Consider the following 21060-nt stretch of genomic DNA (forward strand, 5'->3'; position numbering starts at 1 on the left):
AAAACTATTTGACTCATTTCGTCAATTGGTCAAATGTTGCTGCGGGAGAACTTTTCACATGGTCACGATCGACTGGAAGACCGCCGCAGGACTCGCCCTCGCCGGACCCTTGTTCGGCGCGGCAACGATCTTTGCGCTGATCCAGGGGCTGGAGCATTACGTGGCGCTGGCGGCCATTCTGGTGATCGGGGTCGCGAGTGCGGTGAGGACAAGGCGGGCGGCGATGTGGACCGCATTTGCCGCCGGCTTCCTCGCCGCGCTCTCGGCCGTCCTTCTCCAGGCGATTTTCATCGATACCTATTTCGACAACAATCCTGAGTACGCGGAGATCGCGGTTCCGCTCGGCTTTTCAGCCGCCGCCTGGACAACGCTGTTCGCGCCGGTCGGCGGGCTCGTCATGGGCGTGCTGTGTCTGCTGGTGGCGGCGATCGCCAAGCTGGTCATGCCGAAAGGCCCGGCGACATGACGGTACCGGTTATCAGCGCTGACCTGTGGGCGCTTCTGGCCGCCATCGTGCTCGGTATCGCGCACTTGTCGATGTCGAGCATTCTGTCGCTGAAAGCGCTGGGACCAAGTTATATTCTCGGCAATCGCGAACAGCCGCGTACGCCTGACGGTCTGGCCGGCCGGATCGCCCGGGCTTATGGCAACTGGCTGGAGAATTTCGCGCAGTTCGCAGCGGCGGTTTTCCTGGTCCACGCGGCGGGCGAGGCGTCGGATCTCGCCGGCTGGGGCGCCTGGATCTTCGTGATCGGCCGCCAGGCCTATGTCGCTGCCTATGCCTTTGCGCCGGCGGGTATCCGTCCGGCCTGCTGGATGGCCGCGCAGATCGGCGTGCTCGTTATCTTGTCCGACCTGTTCTTCTAGAAAGGATATACATCATGGAACTTGGCAATTTCTCCGTCAGCCTGGCGGTCAAGGATATTGCAGCGTCGCGCGCCTTCTATGAAGCGCTCGGGTTCGAGGTGTTTCACGACCAGACCGATCACGGCTGGATGATCCTGCGCAATGAGACGAGCACGATCGGCCTGTTCCAGGGCATGTTCGAGAACAATATCCTGACCTTCAATCCGGGTTGGGACCGCGCCGGTCAGGCACTCGATGATTTCACCGATGTGCGGGACATTCAGAAAGCGCTCAAGGCGAAGGGCATCGCGCTGATCTCAGAGACCGACGAAGACGGGTCGGGCCCGGCAAGCGTCGTGATCCAGGACCCTGACGGGAACACCATTCTTATCGATCAGCACGTCTAGATCAGGCAGCGGCGAGCCGCGCTGACGGCCCGACGTCCGTGCACGCATCCTGGTAGGCACGCCAGCTGGCATGACCGAGCCAGGGGAAGACAATTGCCAGACCGATGAGGAAGAAGGCGGTTCCGATGATCGTCCAGAAGGCGATCAGCCAGGCCCATGTCAGCATGGCGAACGGATAGCGGCGGACCGCGGTGACCGAGGCGATCAGGGCGGTGGCGGCGTCAATCTCGCGATCGATCAACATGGGGAAGGAAATGGCCGAAATGGCGAAGGCTGCGAGCGCCAGTGCGGCGCCGATCACGGTGCCGACGACGGCCATGGTAAGGCCGGCGGGATCGCCGAGTATCCACGCGGTGAAGCCGGCAAAGGTCGTATAGTCCTGGCTCGCGAAATAAGCGTAGAGAAACTGGGCAATTCGCGCCCAGCCCAGGAGCAGAATGACGAGAAGCAGGCCGAGGAAGGCGACCTGGCTGATCTTCTCGCCAGAAACCAGCCAGAGATCGCTGAAGGTCACAGACTTGCCTTCGTCGAGATGCTTGGAGACCTGGTAGATTCCGACCGCGAACATTGGGGCGATCAGGGCAAAGCCGGACAGCGCCACCGGGATCCAGGCCGACCAGCCGATGACAAAAAGACCAAGCGATAACAGCACGCCGACCCCCACGAAGATCAACCCGTATCCGATCGACACGAAAGGCGCTCGGCTCAAATCACTTGCGCCCGCTTTCAGCCAGCGCATCGGCGCGCCCGGCCGGATCTCGTTAATTTCGACAGCTGCCATGCGTTTTCCCCCAGGTAACCGCAAATAGAATAGGGCTATAGGCCCCGCCCCGCCCAGCGGCACAACGCCGCGCTTTCTATGAGGCAGAACTAGCGGCATTGTGAGCGGTATGGAAGCCTTGGCAGAGATCAGTTTCCTCGGCGGCCTGATCGCCGGGCTGGCGTCGAGCCTGCATTGCGCCGGCATGTGCGGCGGCATCGCCTCCGGGCTGATGTTCAGCCTGTCACCGTCGACCGATACCGGCACGCGGACCGGCGTGCTGATGGCGGCCCAGACCGGGAGGGTCCTGGCCTATGTGATCGCCGGAGGCGCAGTGGGCTTCGCCGGGACCGCGCTCTACGCGCAAATGGATTTTTCCGCCGCCCAGGCGGTGTTCCGCTGGGGCGCAGCGATGATGCTGGTCTGGATCGGCTTCTCCCTGACGGGCTGGCTGCCCGGAATAGCCCGGCTCGACCGGGCGTTGGCCCCGGTCACACGGCTCGTGATGCGCCCGGCGCTGGTTATCGGCCCGGCCTCGCCACTGCTCGCCGGCCTGGCCTGGGGGGCCCTGCCTTGCGCCATGGTCTATGCGGCCCTGCTCTATGCCATGCTGAGCGGTAGCGCGCTGTCGGGCGCGCTGGTGATGCTGGGTTTCGGGGTCGGCACGCTGGCCTCCGTCACCGTGACCGCGCTCGGCATCAACTGGCTCGAACGCTCCGGACGGAAAGCCCGTTTCCGGCTGGTGTCAGGATTTGTCATCGCCTTGCTGGGCCTGGCGATGCTGGCCGTTCCGCCGGAAGTAATCGCAGCGCTGTGCCGGGTGCCGGGCTAACCCACGGTCGGGCGCACTATGTCCGGTCCCAGATTGCGCAAGACCTCGCCGGCATTGAAATCATTGGCCGGATCGCCGGACGGGCGGCGGCCCATCACGATCTCGGCGCTGGCTTCATAGCGGGTGATTTCGCGATAACGGGTGTCGTTCCAGAACGGGTCGTGCCAGCCATACCAGCCCCAGCGCGGGTGGTAGTAGCGATAGTCGACATAGAAGCGGGAATAATAGGGATCGCCGCCCCAGGACCGGGTTTCCTCGTCGGTCGCGCGGGTGACCACGGTGAAGTTATTGTAGCCGTTCTCGCGCGTCAGCTCGGCCGCGCGGTACAGGAGGTAGGTCTCCACGGTCTCGCGGTCGGTCAGCGAATTGCCGGAAAAGGTGATGCGGTAACGATCGCGCTCGATACGCTGTTCGGAATAGCCGTAGGCGCTGCCATCGCTGCCGGACGCCTGGTAGGGGGTGGGCGTGGCACAGGCCGCGAGCAGTAGCCCGGCCATCATCAAGAGTGCGGTGATCCGCATGGGTGGTCTCCTTGTGTCACTGTCCCTGCACGGATTGATTATGGGGCGTCGACTGCGGATTTTCCAGAGAAACCCATTCAGGCGGCGCTGCGATCGTGCAACGATGCGCGCTGAACCAGTGCCACAAAGGATTGTCCCATGTTCCGTATTTTCGCCGGCGGCGTCGCAGCCGTCGCCCTTTTCGCCACTGCCAATGCCCTCACGCCGCAGGATGACATGACGTCGCGATGCGTCGACGAAGGCAATGATCCCGTGCAATGCGCCTGTGCCGCCGGGGTGATCGTCGACACGCTCGAAGACAATGAGATCGCCTTCATGCTGGAAATGATGGGATCGGATTCGCGTGAGGATCCGCAGCAAATGCTGTCGATTGCCGCGCAACACGGTCTCGACATGAGCGGGATCATGGCCATCGGCCAGAAAATGGCCGCCGCCGAACCGGGCATGCGCGAACAATGCGACATCGCGGATGACGCCGAGGACGGCGACGCCGGCTAGGCCTATTGCAGGCGCAGATCGACGTCGATGCCGCGCCAGTCCGACGGCGTGATCAGCCCGGCATGGGCAACCCGCACGGAATGGATGACGGCCTCGATCTCGCGCTTCCAGAAATCCAGGAATTTGACGAGGCGCGGATAGTCCGGTGCCATGTCCAGCGTCTGCCAGACAAAACTCTGAAGCAGGCCGGGATGATCCGGCATGTGGTAATAGATCTCCGCCGTGGTGAGCCGCGCACCGGCAAGCTGGCTGACGAAACCCTGATCGCTTGGCATGTCTGACCTCCCTTCCGCCGGGGAAGCCGTTGCCCGGCATCTGTAGTTTAGATCATGCCATACAATTGCTGAAGGATTTCTGAACCTTAGACTGTCAGCACACGAAGCGCCCGGCTGCCAGTCAGTCGAGATCGTATTCGAGCACGACCAGTGGCGGCACTGATTCGGTCGGTCCGTCGCCATCGTTCGGCCACAACGCCCACGGCGCATTCGCAACCACGAAGACGCGGTCGTCCTGTACGTCGAGCAAGGTCGGTTCGCCGAAATCGGCATGGCCGCGCAGCAGGATTTCGGTGCCGGCAACACCAAGCCCGTCATCGGTCAGGTCGATCGCGAACACGGCGTTAGGGTTGAAGCCGTTGCGCACCGCGATCAGCCGCCCGTCGCGGGTCGCCGACAGGCCGTCAATGCCGAGCAGGCTTTCCTGGCCCGGCCGGACAAGCCGCGCCGTGCCATCGGCGAGGTCCACCCGCCACAGGCCGAGCGCGTAATCGGCGACATAGAGCGCGCCATCTGCGAGCGCGGCGCCCTGCAGGCTGGAAAAGCGCCGGTCCTCGGACAGGATTTCCAGCGACCCCGACAGCGAGGTCAGCTGATAGATGCGGTTGGCGCCGGAATCGACGGCGTAGACGATGCCATCGCGGGTGACGATGTCGGCGATGCGGTCCGCGGTCTCATGCTCATAGCGGCGGTAGAGATCGCCGGTCACGAGGTCGAGCGCGACCAGCGCCGTTGTGGCGTCCTCGCCATCGTCCAGCGGGGTTTGCGGCAGCGCGCCGGTGGCCACCCAGACGACGCGGTTGACATCGTCAGCGGCGATGCCGAACACGGATTGCAACCCGTCCCCGGCGTCCGCGAACACGCTGGCCTGCGTGCGGTCAAAAGGCTCGACGACCAGGACCTGGCGGCCGATCACGTCGGACAGGAAAAAGCGGTCGGTCTCGATCTCGACCGCGACGCCCTCGATCAGGCTGTCCGGCACATCGACGATCAGCGCCCGCTCGGCCTGGCCGACGGACCCGCCATTGCGGGCCAGTGCCGCGTCGAGTTCCGCATACCGATCCGGCATGGTTTCGCGCAGCCGGTCGGCGTGCTCGCCCAATGCGGCCATGTCGAGATAAATGCCGGCCGCGGCCGCGCGCTCGAGCGAGGATATCAGCAATTCGTCATCGCCGGACAGAATGCCGAGCTGCCCGCTTCCGAACAGGACGGCCGGGCTGGCCGGCTGCAGGCCCAGGGCCGCGTCCATCATCCGCCGTGCGGTTTCAAAGTCACCGGCTTCGACCGCCCTCTGGGCTTCATGGCGCAAGGCGAAGGAGGTCTCTGCAGGGTTGACCGGTGCCGGATCCTCCTGCGCATAGGCGGCGGAGCCAAAGAGGCACAATGCGGCAATCGAACGGATCATGGAAAACTCACAGATTGGCGGGCGGGTATAGGACGATATTTGCGCGTGCTGCGCATCTGACATTTCGGTGAGGTCTATTCGTTCTCGCCGAGACGCTTTCTTCGCGCTGCCATCAGCTGCAGGCGCAGCGCATTGAGGCGGATGAAGCCCTGCGCATCCTTCTGGTCGTAGACATCGTCTTCTTCGAAGGTGACGTGTTCGAGGCTGTAGAGCGAGGCCGGCGAATGCCGGCCGACGACATTGACCGAGCCTTTGAACAGGCGCAGGCGGACATCGCCGGTCACATATTTCTGGGACAGGTCGATCGCGGCCTGAAGCATTTCGCGCTCCGGCGAGAACCAGAAGCCCTCATAGAGGATCTTGGCGTATTTCGGCATCAGCTCGTCCTTGAGATGCATGGCGCCGCGATCGAGCGTGATCTGCTCGATGCCGCGGTGCGCTGCCATCAGGATGGTGCCGCCGGGCGTTTCATAGATGCCGCGCGACTTCATGCCGACAAAGCGGTTTTCGACGAGGTCGAGCCGGCCGATACCGTGGCCGTGGCCGATCTCGTTGAGCTTCTCGATCAGGGCGGCGGGCGGCAGGGCCTCGCCATTGATGGCGACCGCATCGCCTTTTTCAAAGGAGATGACGACATGTTCCGCCTCGTCCGGCGCGAGCTGCGGGGCGAGCGTGCGCTGGAACGTGTCCTCAAAGGCCTCGGCGGACGGATCCTCGAGATTCTTGCCTTCCGAAGAGGTGTGCCAGAGATTGGCATCGACCGAGAAGGGCGCCTCGCCGCGCTTGTCTTTCGGGACCTGCAGCCCACGGCTCTCGGCATAGGCGATCAGCTTGGTGCGCGAGGTCAGATCCCATTCGCGCCAGGGCGCGATGACGTGCAGGCCCGGATCGAGGGCGGCAAAGGCCAATTCGAACCGCACCTGGTCATTGCCCTTGCCGGTGGCGCCGTGCGCAACGGCATCTGCGCCGGTGGCATGGGCGATCTCGACCAGGCGCTTGGCGATCAGCGGGCGGGCAATCGAGGTGCCGAGCAGATAAAGCCCTTCATAGACCGCATTGGCCCTGACCATCGGGTAGATGTAGTCGCGGGCAAATTCCTCGCGCATATCCTCGATGAAGATGTGTTCCGGCTTGACCCCTGCCGCCAGTGCCTTGTCGCGCGCCGGCTCGATCTCCTCGCCCTGGCCGAGATCGGCGGTGAAGGTCACGACTTCGGCGTCATAGGCCTCCTGAAGCCATTTCACCGCGATGGATGTGTCCAGCCCGCCGGAATAGGCGAGGACGACCCGGTTGATCTTGCGCGTCATGCTGCGCCTCCCGAAACCCTGTTCGGGCGAAAACTATCGCATGGCCTAGGGCGCGCAAGCGATCAATCAGCCTCGTCCGGCGTCAGTGTCTCGCGCGCCGGGTCATGCTTCCAGACCCACCATGAATAGATGACGAGACCCAGCGTGGCGGCGAGCAGGCCGGCGAGCAAGGCGATGGCCGTGGCTTCGGGCGGCAGGGTGAAGGCGCCGACCAATCCCGCAAGACCAACGACCAGGTAGAGCCGGCTGGCCCATCTGTGGGTCTTGTCCCAGGCAAGGTCGGATGACAACGTCCAGGGCGTGCGGATACCGGCGAAGAAATTGGGCCGCGCCTTGGCGACGACCAGGCCGATCAGGATCAGGATCAGGGCGATGAACACCGCCACGCTGCGCGCCATCGCCGGTCCGTCCAGGCCGCCGCCGAGCGCCGTCCAGGTGATCAGGCCCTGGCCGCCGGCAATGGCCACCACACCGATGATCCAGCCGACAATGTAGAGCGGGCGCGAGCGGCGGACATTCTTGCCGCGCGGATCGATTTCCGGCGCGATCGAGAGGAGAAAGGTGATCCCGAGCAACAGGGCAGGGAGGAAAAGGAAGGCCTCGGCCTTCGAACCGTAGCGATCGGGTTCGCCCGACAGGTCGAAGTGAACCGGAACCTGGGCGCCCGGTTCGGTGTTGATCCAGCCATAGGCGGAGAACACCACGGCGATGGCGAAGGCGATCAGCGAAATCAGCAATCCCAGTCGGATCATGTCTCGGTTTCCTTTCCGATGAGGTCCATCAAGAGCGCGATGGCTTCTTCTGCGGCGCCGGCATTCAGCCGATAGCGGATCGTGGTGCCATGGCGCTCCGCGAGAACCAGGCCCGCCTCCTTCAAAGCATTGAAATGGCCTGACATGGTCGGCTTGGAGACGGGGAAGGCGCCCGCAAGCTCACCCGCCGTCATCGGCCCGTCGCGCAGTTTTTTCAGCACCTGGCGGCGGACCGGGTGGCCCAGCGCCCTGAAGACATCGCTCATGGCCTCGCATTGACATCAATATTAATTAGCGTCAAGGCTAATTAGCGATCTGACGAAAGAGGTGATCATGCGCGTGTTTGTCCTGTTCCTGTTCTCCCTGACGGTTTCGGCCTGTGCCGATCCGGCCGAGGACGCGTCTGTCTCCGAGACGGCCGAGGCCGCGGCCTATGACGGCGAATGGTCGGGCACGCTCGACACGGGCGGGCCGCAATTGCGCCTGCTGCTGGAAGTGGCAGGCGACAACGCCGTGCTGATCAGCCTCGACCAGAACCAGGCCCGCCTGCCGCTGGACATTACGCGGCAGGACGCATCGGGCTTTGCGGGAAATGTCTCCAGCGTCGGGGCTGCCATCGATCTAGAGCGGACCGGCGATGACGAGCTTTCGGGCACGTTTGCGCAGGGCGGGGCGACGCTGCCGCTGACCCTGGTGCGTGGCAATCTGTTCGCCGGAAATGGCGAGGCGGCAGATGATTTCATCGTCGAAACGGCGGGCGGCCAGCTTGCCGGAACGCTGCGTCTGCCCGCGGGCGACGGTCCGCATCCCGCGATCCTGATGCTCAACGGCTCCGGATCGCAGGACCGGGATGCCAATGTGGCCGGTCAGCCGGTGTTCGCCGTGCTCGCCGAGGCGCTGGCGGGGCGCGGCATCGCCACGCTGCGGCTGGACGATCGCGGAATTGGCGGCTCGACGGCGCCAGCACCGGCTTCTCCGCTCGAGCTTGCCGAGGATGCGTCCGCCGCGCTGGAAGCGCTGCGGTCTGCGCAAGGCGTTGATGCGCGCTGTGTCGGCGCGCTCGGGCATTCCGAAGGCGCAATGATCGCATTCCTCGGTGCCGACGGCGACAATCCCGCCTTCATCCTGTCGCTGGCCGGACAGCACGGCCCCATGGCCGAGATCCTTTATGAGCAGTCCGAGGCGATCATCCTGGCGTCGGGAGGGGGTCAGGCGGCCGCCGACCGTAATCGCGCCCTGCAGGATGCGATGTTCAGCGTCATGCGCGATCCGGCAGTCGAGGACCATGCCGCAGCATTGACCGCTGCGCTGGTCGAGCTCGGCTTTCCGGAAGCGGCCGCGCAGCAACAGGGGGCAATGTGGGGGCAGGATTATGCGATCGCCGCGCTGGATCTCGATCCCGGCCCGGCCATGACCGCCTATGACGGACCGGTGCGCGCTTTGTTCGGCGGGCGCGACCTGCAGGTGCTGGCCGAGCCCAATCGAGACCGGCTGCTGGCGGCGCGCGAGGGCTTGCCGACCGAGGTGGCGATCCTCGAGGGCGTCAATCATTTGTTCCAGAGCGCCGAAACCGGCCTTCCGCAGGAATATGCCAATGCGCCGCACGCCATGGCGCCCGAAGCGCTGGAAGCCATCGGCATGGCGGCGGAAGGATTGTTTGCGCAATCCTGCCGCTAGAGCGGGCAGCGCCGTCTATTGCGGCGGCAGGTTCTCGAGAAAGAAGCGAATCTGGTTTTCGCCCATGACGGCGCGGATGTCGGCTTCGCTCACGCCGGCAGCGAGCAGGGCGTGGGTGAGCGCGGCCATCTCCGAAGCATCGAAGCGCGCCGTGATCGAGCCGTCATAATCGGACCCCAGCGCCACCGCGCCGACACCGAACCGATCCGCGGCATAGCGGATGGCACGGGCGATACCGTCCGGCGTATCATCGCAGGTGACGTCCGCCCAGAAGCCGATGCCGATCAGCCCGCCGCGTGACGCGATCTCGGCCAACAAGGCATCGGGAATGTTTCGCGGCGTCTCGCACAGCGAGCGTACGCCGGTATGCGAGACGATCAGCGGCGCGTCGGTCATGTCGAGAACTTCGCGGACGACGGCTTGCGAAGAATGGGCAACATCTATGATGAAACCCTGCTCCAGAAGGTCGCGCACAGCCGCGCGGCCGAAAGCCGTCAATCCGGCATTGGACATGCCGTGCAGCGAGCCGCCCAGCTCATTGTCGAAGAAGTGCTGCAGGCCGACGACGCGATAGCCTTCATCATGAAGGCGCGAAATGTTGGCGAGCTCGCCTTCCAGCGGGTGCGCGCCCTCCGTGCCGAGAATGCCTGCCACGAGACCGGGATTTTGTTCGTGTGCCGCCAGCGCAGCGCTCAATTCATCGCGGGTTTCGACCACCACAAAATCGCCATTGGAGCGCGCTTCTGCCCGGTGCAGGCGGCGGGCGTGAAAACGGGCGCGATTGAAGAGCGCCCCCCAGGTATCCACCGGCCAGCGCTGGGCAATCGCCAGCAGGGTGATGTCGTCACTGGTCGAATCATTGGTCTCGTAATTCATGTCTGACGGCGTCTTGGTGACCGAGGTGAAGACCTGCAGCACCACGCCGCCCTCGCGCAGACGGGGCAGATCGGTATGACCCCGATCGTAGCGGCGCAACGGATCGCGCGACCAAAGCAGCAGGTCGGAATGCAGATCGGCGACGCGCAGCGTGTCGTGCAGGGCCTGCGCCTCGGCCGATACCGGCCAGGGATCGTGCGGCACGACCGCATTCAGATCATTGTCGACACGCGGCGGCAGAACGAGAAAGAAGGCGCCGGCCGCCGCCAGAGCCAGGATGAGAATGACCCGTCCGGCCCATTTTATCATTGTGCGCATTTCGGCGTCTCCTCCGACCAGTGTGCGAAGCTAGGCCCGGCAAGGCCTGCCCGGCAAGCGGTCTGCGTTACGCGTTCGCGGGACGATTGAAGGCAAAAGGCGGGCGCGGCCGGCCGGCGAGCTGCCAGTAGATGAAGCCGCCGATCGCGCCGCCAGCGGCGAACAGGAGGTTCACGGCGCCGGGCGCGTGACCTATCCCGGAACTCCCGAATGCCATGAGATGAATGACAAGCGCGGCAAGCAGGGCTGCGACCAGCGTATCGGTCCAGCCGCGTGGCACGTTCGCCCATCGGAAAATCCAGACCAGTGCGAATGTGGGTATTGCGATGATGGCACCGATAACGAGGCCGAGAACCGTGGACAGGCCGAGAAAGCCGCCAAGGCTTTCAGCCGTCAGAGCCTCGTCGCCTTCGATCAGCGCCTGCCCGTAGAACACGCCGGAAATGCTAGCCGCGGCGGCGATCGCCGCGAGCAGGAAGGCCAAAACCGGACGCAGCGCGCGCTGCCAGATCCAGTCAATTCGCACCATGTCCTGTCCTTTCGATTGTCAGATCAACGGACCTGACGGAGGCGCCAATCCCGCCGATTGACGCAGATTTCTCGCCGGCCTGCTGACCGGTGCCGTTCAATAGGGCGGGCGCGGTTTGCCCGCTGCCAACCAATAGGCAAGACCGCCAGCCAGGCCACCGGCGGCAAACAGCAGGTTGAGGGGGCTGGGGGGTTCGCCAATGCTCGAGGCGCCGAAGGCGAGGAGATGGATCATGGTTGCACCGACGATTGCGCCGGCTACGGCATCGGTCCAGCCGCGCGGCAATTCCACAATCCGGATCAGCCAGACCAGGATAATGGTCGGGATCGCCGCGAATGCCGCAACGTAAAGGCCGAGAAAGCCGGAGATCGCAAGGAAGGACCCGACGCCCTGGGCCGTCAGCTCGTCCCCGCCTTCGGCCAGCGAGAGGCCGTAGAAGAAAAGGGCAATGGCGAGCGCCGCCACGATTGCCGCCACGATGTAGGCGAGAGCCGGACGCAAGGCGCGGCGCCAAAGCCAGTTCGTTCGGTTCATGTGTTTTCCCCCTTGATATCCCCCCGCGCGGGGCAACCTAGCTGTCTTCCGGGTAGCCACAAGCCGGCGTCGTGCCGCAGCCTTGTCCATGGCCGTCGCGAGCGTGGCAAGATGGAGGAGCCTTTGCCCTTCCGGCGAACGGGGCATCGGTGTAGTCGTCGCCGTAGTCGTAGTAGTAGTAGTAGTCGTAGACGAAATCGAAAAACCGGAGGGTTTATCCACGCTCTCCGCCAGCTGGAGCAGATCATGGCCCGCAAACTCGTTCTCATCACCGGTGCGTCGTCGGGAATCGGCGATGCGATGGCGCGTGAATTTGCGCGCAAGGGATGGGACCTGGCGCTGGTCGCACGGCGCGAAGACCGGCTGACCGCGCTGGCCGAGGAAATGAAGGCGCAGAACGGGGTCGACAGCCTCGTCATCGCGGCCGATCTCGCCAAGCCCGGCGAACCTGAACGGATCATCTCGGAGATCAAGAAGTCCGGCCGCCAGGTCGACGGTCTCGTCAACAATGCCGGTGCGGGTCAACCGGGCTATTTCACCGAGACCGACTGGGACGACCAGGAACGCTTCCTGCAGCTGATGGTGACGGCCTATCTTCAGCTCATACACCTGGTCCTGCCCGGAATGGAAGAACGCCGCTTCGGCCGGATCATCAATGTCTCGTCGGTATCGGCGCTCTTGCCGATCGCGACCGGCCATACGCGGTTTTCCGGTACGATCTATCCCGGCGCGAAAAGCCTGCTCATCAAGGTCTCGCAATCGATCAAGGCGGAAATGCAGGGCAAGAACGTGCATGCGACCGCCGTCTGCCCCGGCTACACTTGGTCGGAATTCCATGATGTGAACGGGGCGCGGCAATCGATTTCAAACCTGCCGTCCTACTGGATGCTGAAAGCGGAGGATGTCGCCATTGCCGCTTATGATGCGGCGGAGCGCAATGTCGCCTGCCGTGTGCCGGGGGCCTGGTACAAATTCATGGTGGGGCTGATGCGGGTGCTGCCCGACCCGGTTGGCGAATGGCTGATCGCCAACCAGTCCAAACGCGCCATGAAGCGCGCGCAGGCGCAACAGGCGGAGGCTTGAGGTTTATGAAAGACCGTTTGATTGTCGCCCTCGATTTGCCAAACCTTAGCGAGGCTGAAGCTCTGACCGCAGCCTGCGGCGACGCCGTATCGTTCTACAAGATCGGGCTGCAATTGCTGCCGGTCGGCGGGATGGAATTGTCGGAAAGGCTGCGCGCCGCGGGCAAGAAAATTTTCCTCGATTTCAAGCTGCATGATATTCCCGCGACCGTGGAAAAGGCGACGCGCTCGATTGTCGGGCGCGGCGGCGATCTGCTGACGGTTCATGCGGAACCGCCGGTGATGCGGGCGGCCGTGGCGGGGCGCGGCGAGGATAGCGATCTTAAGCTGCTGGGTGTAACCGTTTTGACGGCTTATGACGATGTAATGCTGAAAGAAATTGGCTATGCCTTCACGGCTCGCGACCTGGTCATGCGGCGTGTGGAGCAGGCGCTGGAGTGCGGCATGGACGGGATCGTGGCGAGCCCGCTCGAAGCCGCCGAGATCCGGCGGCGTTTCGGCGACGGTTTCCTGATCGTGACGCCGGGGATCCGGCCGACAGGGTCGGCAGCCGGCGATCAGAAACGGATTGCGACTCCGGCGGATGCCCTGCGGAATGGCGCCACGCATCTCGTGGTCGGGCGCCCGGTCAATGCGGCAAGCCATCCAGCGAAGGCGGCCCGCGATATCCTCAGCGAAATGGCTGGGGCCTAGTAGCGGCCACCCCCATAGCCGCCACCGCCATAGCTGCCGCCGCCATATCCGGAACCGCCGCCCCCGTAGCCGCCACCGCCGTAACCAGAACCGCCACCGTAGCCGCCGCCATGATGGCCACCGTGGCCGCCATAGCCCCCTCCGTGACCGCCATAGCCGCCGCCATGTCCTCCACCGCCACCGCGCACGCGGATACCGGTGCGAACATTGACGTTCGTGTTGACGTTGACGCTGGACGACGCATTGGCGTTGGCATTAGCTCCGGAATTCGAACCGGCACCCGCGCCGACAAAGCTGCGCGCACCGCCACCCCCGGTAATGATTACGCGGCCGCCTCCGCCGCCGGTGAAATAAACCGGCGAGCGCCCCCCGACGCCCGGAAAGATCACCCCGTCATAACTGGCATAGCGGCTGTCATGACCACACCCGCCGTGATGACCGTGATCTTGGCAGCCGCAGCCATGACCGTGTCCGCCACCGTGATGGCTTTCGTGCCAGTAACGGCCGTCCTGGCCATACCATTCGCGCGAATAGCGTGTGTGCGTGTATTCGCGACGATAGTAGCTGTCCTCATACGTCACATAGCGCGGCGGATGGTATTGCGGCGGACGTTCACGTGGAATGTCGACGAGACGGCAGGGTCCGCCCCTTGCATTCCATTCGGCCTCGGTCGGAACCGGGTCGAGAACGACGCACGGATGACCCGGCACGGTTCCGCCACCGTCATATCCACCGGAATACCCCCCGGCTTGGCGCGTATACCCGCTGTCCGGCCCGCGATCGGTCCAATACCTCGCGGGATCGTCGGTATAGATCGTCCGGCCTTCCGTCGGTGGCCGCGCGAGAGTCGGGCGGTACTCATACTGATCGTCCGGCGTGTATCCGGTATCGATATATGCAGTACCGGAAGACCGCGATGCATAGCTGGCTGAACCGCTTCCGGAATAGCCGCTCGATGAATCGACCAGGCAGATCGGTTCGGCGCCAGGTTCCGGCGTGTGCCGGCGGGTCCCGGCCGGGCATTCTGCAAATCGAATCTGGGCGCCGGGCGGAATATCGCGGCCCCCGAGAAGGCGATCGTAATCCTGCGCTGCGACAGGCGCGGCAGCGACGAGGACCAAGGTGGTGGCGAGCATCTTGTTCATTAACAGAATGCTAATGCCAATGTCGTGCCAGATGACAGCGTTTTCCCTTGGCGGGCGACTGGTTTAGAAATCGTAGGCGACGCCCTTGCGTTCCCAGTCACCATAACGGGTCGGTTCTGGACCATTCGGGCCGTTGATTTCATTGACCTTTTCGTTATCCTCGGTGCCTTTCCGGGCGCGTCGTTCGGCAGCCTCTTCGAGGGACCGGCGCGCGGCAGGGGTCAGCGACTTGTCGGCGGCAGCGGCCGGAACTGGCTTGTTTTGATCCGTCATGATCCGGGACATAGCGCGCCGCGCCCCACCATGCTAGGGCGCGCTCATGTCACAAGGCCTTGCCGCCCGCCGTTGCGCCGTACTTGCCCTGCAATTCGTGCTGAGAAGCCGAACGGCTCTCGACGCCGCGCTGTCACAAACGCCGGACTACGCCGGACTGCATCCGCGCGACCGGGCGTTTGCGCGGCTCGTCGCGGCTACTACACTGCGCCGGCGCGGCCAGATCGACGCGGTTGTTTCTACCTTCGTCCAGCGCCCGCTTCCGGAGAGCGCCCTCGAAGCCAGGCTGATCCTCGAGACGGCAGTGGCGCAGCTGGTGTTTCTCGATACGAAGCCACATGCGGCGGTTTCCGGAGCTGTCGACCTCGCCAACCGGTCACGCGAGTCGGCACGCTTTGCCGGCCTGATAAATGCGGTCCTGCGGAAAGCGGCTAGCCAAGGCAAGGCAATTGCCGAGCAGACCGCGCTAAGGCGGAATCTGCCAGACTGGCTGCTGGCAAGCTGGCAGTCGAGTTATGGTCCTGACGCCGTCGATGCAATCGCAGCGGCCTGGACCTCGGCACCGCCGCTCGACCTTACCCTCCGGGATCCCGATGCGCGTAGCGAATGGTCGGAGAAGCTGGGCGCAGAAATACTGCCCACCGGGACGCTTCGGAAGCAAGAAATCGGCGATATTACCAGTCTGACGGGATTTGAGGACGGACACTGGTGGGCCCAAGATGCCGGCGCCGCATTACCAGCACAGCTATTGTCTCCACGTGCTGGCGAAGCGGTGCTCGACCTCTGTGCCGCGCCCGGAGGCAAAACCCTTCAACTTGCGAGCGCAGGTGCAAAGGTCACGGCGCTGGACGCCTCACCCAAACGCATGCGCCGGGTCCAGCAGAACCTCGAACGAACCGGCCTCACCGCAGAGTTGATCACTGACGACGGACAAAGCTGGGGCGAAGCAGAGAGTTTCGATGCGATCCTGCTCGATGCACCCTGCTCGGCAACCGGAACGCTGCGGCGACGACCGGACGCGGCGTGGATAAAAGCTGCTGAAGACGTGCGTTCGCTGATGCCGATCCAGGCGGCACTCTTCGATAACGCTGTTCGACTGCTCAAACCGGGCGGGGGATTGGTGGTCTGCACCTGTTCGTTGCAAGCCGAGGAGGGTGAACTCTGGTTATCGCGCGGTCTTGAACGAAACAGCAATGTGGCGGTCGACCCGATAGCGCCGGACGAGCTGCCGGAACTCGAGCCTGCCCTGCTGGATGACGGTTCGGTCAGATTGACGCCCGCCATGTGGGCAGGTCGCGGGAGTATCGACGGTTTCTTCATTGCGCGACTTAGGAAAGCGGCCGTCGCTTGATGGCTCGCTTGCGCGCCCATCATCGCCCTGTTAAGCGATTTGAATGACTGACGCCGTCCTCATTGCGCCGTCGATTCTGTCGGCTGACTTCGCCAAGCTGGGCGACGAGGTCCGTGCTTTAGACGCCGCCGGCGCCGACTGGATCCACATCGACGTCATGGACGGGCATTATGTCCCCAATCTGACGATCGGACCACAGGTTGTGAAGGCTCTTCGGCCGCATTCGAAAAAGCCCTTCGATTGCCACCTGATGATTTCGTCAGTCGACGATTACATCGACGCCTTTGCAAAGGCAGGTGCCGATATCATCACAGCCCATCCTGAAGCGGGAGCCCATTTCCACCGCACGGTCCAAGCGATCAAGGCTGCGGGTTGCAAGGCCGGCGCAGCGCTTAATCCGTCGACCCCCGAAAGCGTTCTCGAATATGTGTTGGACGAATTGGATCTCGTACTGGTGATGAGCGTCAATCCGGGGTTTGGCGGGCAGAGTTTCATCTCCAGTCAACTGACGAAGGTCGAGCGGCTGGCAACGATGATCGAAAAGCGCGGACTCGGTACGCAGATAGAGGTTGATGGCGGGGTAAACCCCGAAACCGCCCGCCAATGTCGTTCGGCGGGCGCGCAGGCTCTCGTCGCAGGCACCGCCGTGTTCAAGGGCGGGCCGGAAGCTTACGCCCGCAATATCAATTCGCTCCGCGGGGATTAGGCAGCATGACCGGGTTGGTCCGTCTGTCCGAATATGCGCAGACTGCAAGCCGAAATTTCCGGCGAGAAATATTCGAAACGCTGAATTCGGTCGGCTGGTCCGGCACGATCCTCAAAGGTGGAATACCAACGGACACATTCCGGCTTCCACTGAAGGATTTCCGGGGCGTCGATCCGGCACGTGGCGCGGCGATCCTGGACGGTCGGTTTGCCTTCTCGGGTCATGTCCTCGACGCGGTCGACCCGTTTGAACGGACCATGCCGTCGCGTCGGTACGCGCTTGCCCTGCACAGTTTTGACTGGTTGCGCGACTTGCTGGCCTGCAAGGACGCAGAAGCGGAAACGCGCGCCGGTCAACTCGTGGATTTCTGGATTACCGCCTATGCGAAGTGGAACAGTTTTTCGTGGGCGCCTGAAATCGGTGCCCGCAGACTGATCAACTGGACGATGGCCGCCAGCGTTTTCAAAGATAACGAGGCCAGGCTCAGAGCACTTTCGCGACAAGCGAAACACCTCAGGCAGTCAATCCGGCACATCGAGCCGGGTGCGAACCAGCTTCGCGGCGGTGCCGCACTCGTGCTGGCAGGAGCACAGCTCGGAAACACGGGCGTCCGTGATTTCGGGCTGCGTGCCCTCGAAGCCGAACTGCCGCGGCAAATAATGACGGATGGCGGACATATCAGCCGATCCCCCGGTCTGACCCTCGAAGTCCTCGCGCTCCTGACCCTCGTCGATACCGCGGAGGCACATGCCAATCGCGACACGCCGGAAATCGTCAGCCGCGCGATCGATCGCATGGCGCCGCTCGTCCGCTTTTTCCGCATGGGTGATGGCGGCCTGTGCGCCTTTCATGGCGGCGGCGAAGGTGATCGCCGCACAATCGACCATGTACTCGCCGCACGCGATACAGGTTCCAAATCGTTCGGGTTTGCCCCGAATAGCGGCTATCAGCGGATCGAGGCAGGGGGCGCCAACTTGATCATGGATGTCGGCAAACCCGCAGCCGGTCCGGCATCAGCTTCCGCGCATGCGAGTTCTCTGGCTTTCGAGCTGGCAGCGGGCGGACACCGGATTGTTGTCAATTGTGGCTGGACCGGACAGCAGCCTGACAGCTGGCGAGAAGCCGTTCGTGCGACCGCAGCGCATTCCACCCTCATCATCGAGGAGACCTCTTCTGCGCGTCTCATTTCACAAGGATGGCGGCGGCGACTGATGGGGCCGCGGTTTGACGAGCAACCCGAGAAGGTCTCCGCCCGGCGCAATGAGGAAGACATTGGCACCTGGGTGGAAGCCAGCCATGACGGTTATCGTGACATTTTCGGGCTCTTTCACCGCCGCCGAATCTTCCTGGCCGCGGATGGCGGTGATTTGCGCGGCGAAGACGGGCTCTATCGTCCGGTTGAGGATGGCACTCCTGAAGATGTCGATGTGCGCTACAGGTTCGCCATTCGTTTTCACCTGCACCCGGACGTCAAGGCATCGCTTGCCCGCGACGGGATGAGCGCGCTGCTGGTGCTTGGAAATGGCGATGGCTGGCGGTTCCGCACCGATGGTGGCCCCATTCGCATCGAACGCAGCGTCTATCTCGCCACCGGTGGCACGCCAAAGCGAACATCTCAGATCGTCGTTCAGGGAGAAGCCGAACCGTTTGGCGCCGGCGAACGCCCGCCGAACCGCGTGCGATGGGCGTTCCAGCGGCTAGGCCGTGTGGGCGGAACGTAAGCGATGGCGTCTTTGCCTTATTGTGACTGCATGATAAGCGACGCGCCAACAAGCCGAGGAATACCATCATCATGAGCATGCCCGACCTGGTTCCCGTCAAACGCGCCCTGATCTCGCTGTCCGACAAGGAAGGGCTGGAAGACCGGGCCCGGCGCCTGGTGGCGCTGGGCGTCGAGATCCTGTCAACCGGGGGCACGTTGCGCGCGCTTAACAAGGCCGGCATCGATGCACGGGATGTCAGCGATGTAACAGGCTTTCCGGAAATGATGGATGGCCGGCTCAAGACCTTGCATCCGCTTGTACATGGCGGACTCCTGGGACGGCGCGACCTGGATGCCGATCGGGCATCAATGACGGAATACCACATTCCGGAAATCGACCTCCTCTTCGTCAATCTTTACCCGTTCGAGGCGACGGTTGCGTCTGGCGAACCGTTTGAAGCATGTGTCGAGAACATTGATATTGGCGGACCTGCCATGTTGCGGGCGGCCGCGAAAAACCACCCCTTTGTTGCGGTCTGCGTCGACAATGCAGACGCCGACGCCGTGCTCGACGCCATGGATGAGCATCATGGCTCCACGCCGCTGGCGCTTCGACAGTCGCTTGCGGCCAAGGCTTATGCGCGCACAGCCGCTTATGACGCCGCTGTTTCAAGCTGGTTTGCCAACGAGCTTGGTGAGCTTTCACCGAGATTCCGGTGCTTCGGCGGCGCTCGCCTGTCCGGATTGCGCTATGGCGAGAACCCGCATCAGAACGCGGCCTTCTATGCGGCAGGTCCGGCTCGCCCCGGCGTCGCCACAGCGCGTGTCGTTCAGGGCAAGGCGCTGTCCTACAACAACCTCGCCGATGCCGATGCCGCGTTCGAACTTGCGGCGGAGTTCACCGACGAACCGATTTGCGTGATTGTCAAGCACGCCAATCCCTGCGGCGTGGCGCTCGGCAAGACAGTAGGCGATGCCTGGGACCGCGCGCTGACTGCGGATCCGATTTCCGCTTTCGGCGGGATCGTGGCTTTCAATCGCGAGATCGACGCGGAAACGGCGGATGCCCTGACCAGCCTCTTCCTGGAGGTCATCATCGCACCTGCGGCCAGCGAAGCGGCACTGGACATACTTGGCCAGAAACAGAATCTGCGTGTCATGTTGACCGGAGAGATGCCGGATCCCGATCAGCCGAGCTGGACCGCAAAAACCGTCGCCGGCGGCCTTCTCGTGCAGGAGCGGGATTGCGGACGGGTCGGCATCGACGCGCTGAAAACCGTGTCCTCAGTTCAGCCGGACGACATGGCGCTGCGCGACATGTTGTTCGCCTGGACCGTCTGCAAGCACGTGAAGTCGAATGCCATTGTTTATGCGAAAGACGGCATGACGACGGGTATCGGCATGGGTCAGACCAGCCGCGTCGAGGCTGCCAGGCTGGCGGCCCGCAAGGCAGAAGAGATCGCCGCCGAGAATGGCTGGGACCAGGCAGCGACGATCGGTTCGGCCTGCGCATCCGATGCCTTCTTCCCGTTTGCCGATGGTCTGCTGGCTGCGGTCGAGGCTGGCGCCACAAGTGTCATTCAGCCGGGCGGTTCGGTCCGCGACGACGATGTCATCAAGGCGGCCGACGAGGCCGGTGTCGCGATGGTGTTTACCGGTATGCGGCATTTCCGGCACTAGATGCTGAGGCGCTGGTGGATCTGGACAGGCGCGGCATTGCTCGGCCTGGTCGTGATCTACGCGGCGACAATCGCGCAGAATCTTAGTGGGATATTCGTGCCGCAGCGCACGTTGGATGCCCAGATTGCCCTGTTGCGGCCAGGTGTCGAGGCAAGGTTGCCCGCCAATGCGCTAAGGCCGATTCCCGCCGTGCTGTTGTTTCACGGGTGCGGCGGGCAGCGCCCAATGCACCATTCTTATGCAGATGCCATTACGGAGGCGGGATTTGCGGCCGTTCTGATCGATTCGTTCGCGCCGCGGCGGATCGGACGCTTTGCCGCGATGACCCAGGTATGTGCAGGACTTCGACTGCAGGGCCAGGAGCGGGCGGCAGATGTCTTTGCGGCGCTCGAGATCGTGCGGTCCATGCCGGAGATCGATTCGCAGAGACTGGTGCTGGCCGGGTGGAGTCATGGCGGCTGGACATTGCTTGATGCAGCGAGTTTTGCGGGCATCGGTGACCAGCCCTCTGCGCTGGTAGACTCTCCCGGATACCTCCACGGAGTGGTGCGGATCGTCGCGATCTACCCGTATTGCGGATTTCCGGCACGGGCGTCCGGGCGCCTGGTGGACGGTCTGCCGCCGATCGAAATCATTCTGGCCGGTGGCGACATGGTCGCCCCGATCGCCGATTGTGAATGCCTCGCGCGGCGGGCCGAGGCCACCGGAGCTGATCTGTCCTACGAAGTCTGGTCAGGCGTGACCCATGCATTCGACGATCCAGATGCGCCGGCACTCGATCCGCGCATGTCATATGACGCCAGTGCCGCCCACCGTTTACGCGACCGGCTGATTTCGACCCTGCGGGAATCGCAAGACTGACTTTACCCTGGCGCCATCCTCGCCCAAGTA

The 21060-nt window shown here is 63.5% G+C and carries 25 protein-coding genes; 13 read left to right on the forward strand and 12 right to left on the reverse strand.

Annotation, left to right across the window (positions count from 1 at the left end):
• Nucleotides 1-58 precede the first annotated feature (58 nt).
• The 3 genes from ACOOFN_RS06670 to ACOOFN_RS06680 are packed head-to-tail and all read left to right on the forward strand — an operon-like array spanning nt 59 to nt 1253.
• On the forward strand, nt 59-466 hold the full coding sequence (locus ACOOFN_RS06670; RefSeq protein ID WP_420434931.1) for a hypothetical protein: 408 nt from the start codon (nt 59-61) through the stop codon (nt 464-466).
• Nucleotides 463-867, forward strand: a complete 405-nt coding sequence (locus ACOOFN_RS06675) for an MAPEG family protein (protein ID WP_420434933.1) — start codon at nt 463-465, stop codon at nt 865-867. Before ACOOFN_RS06670 ends, ACOOFN_RS06675 begins: the two co-directional genes overlap by 4 nt.
• A gap of 14 nt (nt 868-881) precedes the next feature.
• On the forward strand, nt 882-1253 hold the full coding sequence (locus tag ACOOFN_RS06680) for a VOC family protein (RefSeq protein WP_420434935.1): 372 nt from the start codon (nt 882-884) through the stop codon (nt 1251-1253).
• Nucleotide 1254: 1 nt separating this feature from the next.
• Here the strand turns inward: ACOOFN_RS06680 and ACOOFN_RS06685 are convergent, their stop codons facing one another.
• Complete coding sequence (locus ACOOFN_RS06685; RefSeq protein WP_420434937.1) at nt 1255-2034, reverse strand: DUF2189 domain-containing protein; 780 nt, start codon at nt 2032-2034, stop codon at nt 1255-1257.
• 109 nt (nt 2035-2143) lie between these two features.
• Here ACOOFN_RS06685 and ACOOFN_RS06690 point away from each other — a divergent pair, with 109 nt between their 5' ends.
• Nucleotides 2144-2845, forward strand: a complete 702-nt coding sequence (locus tag ACOOFN_RS06690; protein WP_420434939.1) for a sulfite exporter TauE/SafE family protein — start codon at nt 2144-2146, stop codon at nt 2843-2845.
• Here the strand turns inward: ACOOFN_RS06690 and ACOOFN_RS06695 are convergent.
• Entirely contained in the window at nt 2842-3366 is a 525-nt protein-coding gene (locus ACOOFN_RS06695; protein ID WP_420434941.1) for a CC0125/CC1285 family lipoprotein, read from the reverse strand. The genes ACOOFN_RS06690 and ACOOFN_RS06695 overlap by 4 nt on opposite strands.
• Before the next feature lie 138 nt (nt 3367-3504).
• Here ACOOFN_RS06695 and ACOOFN_RS06700 point away from each other — a divergent pair, with 138 nt between their 5' ends.
• Nucleotides 3505-3864, forward strand: coding sequence for a hypothetical protein (locus ACOOFN_RS06700; protein ID WP_420434943.1), 360 nt, complete (start codon nt 3505-3507; stop codon nt 3862-3864).
• Nucleotides 3865-3866: 2 nt separating this feature from the next.
• Here ACOOFN_RS06700 and ACOOFN_RS06705 read toward each other — a convergent pair whose 3' ends face one another.
• From ACOOFN_RS06705 to ACOOFN_RS06725, 5 genes are all read right to left on the reverse strand, one after another.
• Nucleotides 3867-4139, reverse strand: a complete 273-nt coding sequence (locus tag ACOOFN_RS06705) for an usg protein (protein ID WP_420434945.1) — start codon at nt 4137-4139, stop codon at nt 3867-3869.
• A gap of 121 nt (nt 4140-4260) precedes the next feature.
• Nucleotides 4261-5544 carry a hypothetical protein gene (locus ACOOFN_RS06710; protein ID WP_420434947.1) on the reverse strand — a complete coding sequence of 428 codons (1284 nt, stop codon included), beginning with the start codon at nt 5542-5544 and terminating at the stop codon, nt 4261-4263.
• Between the two features lie 74 nt (nt 5545-5618).
• Nucleotides 5619-6851, reverse strand: a complete 1233-nt coding sequence (locus ACOOFN_RS06715) for an argininosuccinate synthase (protein WP_420434949.1) — start codon at nt 6849-6851, stop codon at nt 5619-5621.
• Between the two features lie 62 nt (nt 6852-6913).
• The gene (locus ACOOFN_RS06720; protein ID WP_420434951.1) at nt 6914-7603 is read right to left on the reverse strand and encodes an SdpI family protein; all 690 of its coding nucleotides are present in this window, start codon (nt 7601-7603) and stop codon (nt 6914-6916) included.
• Nucleotides 7600-7869 carry a metalloregulator ArsR/SmtB family transcription factor gene (locus ACOOFN_RS06725; RefSeq protein ID WP_420434953.1) on the reverse strand — a complete coding sequence of 90 codons (270 nt, stop codon included), beginning with the start codon at nt 7867-7869 and terminating at the stop codon, nt 7600-7602. Before ACOOFN_RS06725 ends, ACOOFN_RS06720 begins: the two co-directional genes overlap by 4 nt.
• Nucleotides 7870-7936: 67 nt before the next feature.
• On the opposite strand from ACOOFN_RS06725, the gene ACOOFN_RS06730 reads away from it, so the two are divergent.
• Nucleotides 7937-9280, forward strand: a complete 1344-nt coding sequence (locus ACOOFN_RS06730; protein WP_420434955.1) for a hypothetical protein — start codon at nt 7937-7939, stop codon at nt 9278-9280.
• Between the two features lie 15 nt (nt 9281-9295).
• On the opposite strand, the gene ACOOFN_RS06735 is transcribed toward ACOOFN_RS06730, so the two are convergent.
• The 3 genes from ACOOFN_RS06735 to ACOOFN_RS06745 form a co-directional block, all read right to left on the reverse strand.
• On the reverse strand, nt 9296-10474 hold the full coding sequence (locus ACOOFN_RS06735; protein WP_420434957.1) for a dipeptidase: 1179 nt from the start codon (nt 10472-10474) through the stop codon (nt 9296-9298).
• Nucleotides 10475-10541: 67 nt separating this feature from the next.
• Nucleotides 10542-11003 (reverse strand): hypothetical protein, encoded by a 462-nt coding sequence (locus ACOOFN_RS06740; protein ID WP_420434959.1) that lies wholly within the window; start codon nt 11001-11003, stop codon nt 10542-10544.
• 96 nt (nt 11004-11099) lie between these two features.
• On the reverse strand, nt 11100-11537 hold the full coding sequence (locus ACOOFN_RS06745) for a hypothetical protein (protein ID WP_420434961.1): 438 nt from the start codon (nt 11535-11537) through the stop codon (nt 11100-11102).
• 246 nt (nt 11538-11783) lie between these two features.
• On the opposite strand from ACOOFN_RS06745, the gene ACOOFN_RS06750 reads away from it, so the two are divergent.
• Nucleotides 11784-12620: an SDR family NAD(P)-dependent oxidoreductase gene (locus tag ACOOFN_RS06750; RefSeq protein WP_420434963.1), complete on the forward strand. Its 837-nt coding sequence runs from the start codon at nt 11784-11786 to the stop codon at nt 12618-12620.
• A 5-nt stretch (nt 12621-12625) separates the two neighbouring features.
• Nucleotides 12626-13312, forward strand: coding sequence for an orotidine-5'-phosphate decarboxylase (pyrF, locus tag ACOOFN_RS06755; protein ID WP_420434965.1), 687 nt, complete (start codon nt 12626-12628; stop codon nt 13310-13312).
• On the opposite strand, the gene ACOOFN_RS06760 is transcribed toward pyrF, so the two are convergent.
• Nucleotides 13309-14457, reverse strand: a complete 1149-nt coding sequence (locus ACOOFN_RS06760) for a hypothetical protein (protein WP_420434967.1) — start codon at nt 14455-14457, stop codon at nt 13309-13311. The two genes, pyrF and ACOOFN_RS06760, sit on opposite strands and share 4 nt — an antisense overlap.
• A gap of 63 nt (nt 14458-14520) precedes the next feature.
• Nucleotides 14521-14730 (reverse strand): DUF1674 domain-containing protein, encoded by a 210-nt coding sequence (locus ACOOFN_RS06765; RefSeq protein WP_420434969.1) that lies wholly within the window; start codon nt 14728-14730, stop codon nt 14521-14523.
• 46 nt (nt 14731-14776) lie between these two features.
• Between ACOOFN_RS06765 and ACOOFN_RS06770 the strand changes: the two genes are divergently transcribed.
• The 5 genes from ACOOFN_RS06770 (at nt 14777) to ACOOFN_RS06790 (ending at nt 21030) form a co-directional block, all read left to right on the forward strand.
• Complete coding sequence (locus ACOOFN_RS06770; RefSeq protein WP_420434971.1) at nt 14777-16081, forward strand: RsmB/NOP family class I SAM-dependent RNA methyltransferase; 1305 nt, start codon at nt 14777-14779, stop codon at nt 16079-16081.
• A 43-nt stretch (nt 16082-16124) separates the two neighbouring features.
• Complete coding sequence (rpe, locus tag ACOOFN_RS06775) at nt 16125-16787, forward strand: ribulose-phosphate 3-epimerase (RefSeq protein ID WP_420434973.1); 663 nt, start codon at nt 16125-16127, stop codon at nt 16785-16787.
• Nucleotides 16788-16792: 5 nt separating this feature from the next.
• On the forward strand, nt 16793-18508 hold the full coding sequence (locus tag ACOOFN_RS06780; protein ID WP_420434975.1) for a heparinase II/III family protein: 1716 nt from the start codon (nt 16793-16795) through the stop codon (nt 18506-18508).
• A 77-nt stretch (nt 18509-18585) separates the two neighbouring features.
• A complete protein-coding gene (gene purH / locus ACOOFN_RS06785; RefSeq protein WP_420435023.1) occupies nt 18586-20169 on the forward strand; it encodes a bifunctional phosphoribosylaminoimidazolecarboxamide formyltransferase/IMP cyclohydrolase in 1584 nt (527 codons plus the stop codon).
• Nucleotides 20170-21030, forward strand: coding sequence for a dienelactone hydrolase family protein (locus ACOOFN_RS06790; protein WP_420434977.1), 861 nt, complete (start codon nt 20170-20172; stop codon nt 21028-21030). It abuts the gene before it with no gap.
• Nucleotides 21031-21060 lie beyond the last annotated feature (30 nt).

The organism is Hyphobacterium sp. (genome assembly GCF_965217055.1).
GTDB lineage: Bacteria > Pseudomonadota > Alphaproteobacteria > Caulobacterales > Maricaulaceae > Hyphobacterium.

Excerpts from the sequence above, each read along its gene's own strand:
- ACOOFN_RS06780 (WP_420434975.1), top strand. The coding sequence starts at position 16,793 with ATGACCGGGTTGGTCCGTCTGTCCGAATATGCGCAGACTGCAAGCCGA.
- ACOOFN_RS06720 (WP_420434951.1), bottom strand. The coding sequence starts at position 7,603 with ATGATCCGACTGGGATTGCTGATTTCGCTGATCGCCTTCGCCATCGCC.
- ACOOFN_RS06670 (WP_420434931.1), top strand. The coding sequence starts at position 59 with ATGGTCACGATCGACTGGAAGACCGCCGCAGGACTCGCCCTCGCCGGA.
- ACOOFN_RS06760 (WP_420434967.1), bottom strand. The coding sequence starts at position 14,457 with ATGAACAAGATGCTCGCCACCACCTTGGTCCTCGTCGCTGCCGCGCCT.
- ACOOFN_RS06680 (WP_420434935.1), top strand. The coding sequence starts at position 882 with ATGGAACTTGGCAATTTCTCCGTCAGCCTGGCGGTCAAGGATATTGCA.
- ACOOFN_RS06725 (WP_420434953.1), bottom strand. The coding sequence starts at position 7,869 with ATGAGCGATGTCTTCAGGGCGCTGGGCCACCCGGTCCGCCGCCAGGTG.
- ACOOFN_RS06750 (WP_420434963.1), top strand. The coding sequence starts at position 11,784 with ATGGCCCGCAAACTCGTTCTCATCACCGGTGCGTCGTCGGGAATCGGC.
- ACOOFN_RS06790 (WP_420434977.1), top strand. The coding sequence starts at position 20,170 with ATGCTGAGGCGCTGGTGGATCTGGACAGGCGCGGCATTGCTCGGCCTG.
- ACOOFN_RS06730 (WP_420434955.1), top strand. The coding sequence starts at position 7,937 with ATGCGCGTGTTTGTCCTGTTCCTGTTCTCCCTGACGGTTTCGGCCTGT.
- rpe (WP_420434973.1), top strand. The coding sequence starts at position 16,125 with ATGACTGACGCCGTCCTCATTGCGCCGTCGATTCTGTCGGCTGACTTC.
- ACOOFN_RS06745 (WP_420434961.1), bottom strand. The coding sequence starts at position 11,537 with ATGAACCGAACGAACTGGCTTTGGCGCCGCGCCTTGCGTCCGGCTCTC.
- ACOOFN_RS06740 (WP_420434959.1), bottom strand. The coding sequence starts at position 11,003 with ATGGTGCGAATTGACTGGATCTGGCAGCGCGCGCTGCGTCCGGTTTTG.
- ACOOFN_RS06690 (WP_420434939.1), top strand. The coding sequence starts at position 2,144 with ATGGAAGCCTTGGCAGAGATCAGTTTCCTCGGCGGCCTGATCGCCGGG.
- ACOOFN_RS06675 (WP_420434933.1), top strand. The coding sequence starts at position 463 with ATGACGGTACCGGTTATCAGCGCTGACCTGTGGGCGCTTCTGGCCGCC.
- purH (WP_420435023.1), top strand. The coding sequence starts at position 18,586 with ATGCCCGACCTGGTTCCCGTCAAACGCGCCCTGATCTCGCTGTCCGAC.
- pyrF (WP_420434965.1), top strand. The coding sequence starts at position 12,626 with ATGAAAGACCGTTTGATTGTCGCCCTCGATTTGCCAAACCTTAGCGAG.
- ACOOFN_RS06735 (WP_420434957.1), bottom strand. The coding sequence starts at position 10,474 with ATGCGCACAATGATAAAATGGGCCGGACGGGTCATTCTCATCCTGGCT.
- ACOOFN_RS06770 (WP_420434971.1), top strand. The coding sequence starts at position 14,777 with ATGTCACAAGGCCTTGCCGCCCGCCGTTGCGCCGTACTTGCCCTGCAA.
- ACOOFN_RS06700 (WP_420434943.1), top strand. The coding sequence starts at position 3,505 with ATGTTCCGTATTTTCGCCGGCGGCGTCGCAGCCGTCGCCCTTTTCGCC.
- ACOOFN_RS06695 (WP_420434941.1), bottom strand. The coding sequence starts at position 3,366 with ATGCGGATCACCGCACTCTTGATGATGGCCGGGCTACTGCTCGCGGCC.
- ACOOFN_RS06705 (WP_420434945.1), bottom strand. The coding sequence starts at position 4,139 with ATGCCAAGCGATCAGGGTTTCGTCAGCCAGCTTGCCGGTGCGCGGCTC.
- ACOOFN_RS06685 (WP_420434937.1), bottom strand. The coding sequence starts at position 2,034 with ATGGCAGCTGTCGAAATTAACGAGATCCGGCCGGGCGCGCCGATGCGC.
- ACOOFN_RS06765 (WP_420434969.1), bottom strand. The coding sequence starts at position 14,730 with ATGACGGATCAAAACAAGCCAGTTCCGGCCGCTGCCGCCGACAAGTCG.
- ACOOFN_RS06715 (WP_420434949.1), bottom strand. The coding sequence starts at position 6,851 with ATGACGCGCAAGATCAACCGGGTCGTCCTCGCCTATTCCGGCGGGCTG.
- ACOOFN_RS06710 (WP_420434947.1), bottom strand. The coding sequence starts at position 5,544 with ATGATCCGTTCGATTGCCGCATTGTGCCTCTTTGGCTCCGCCGCCTAT.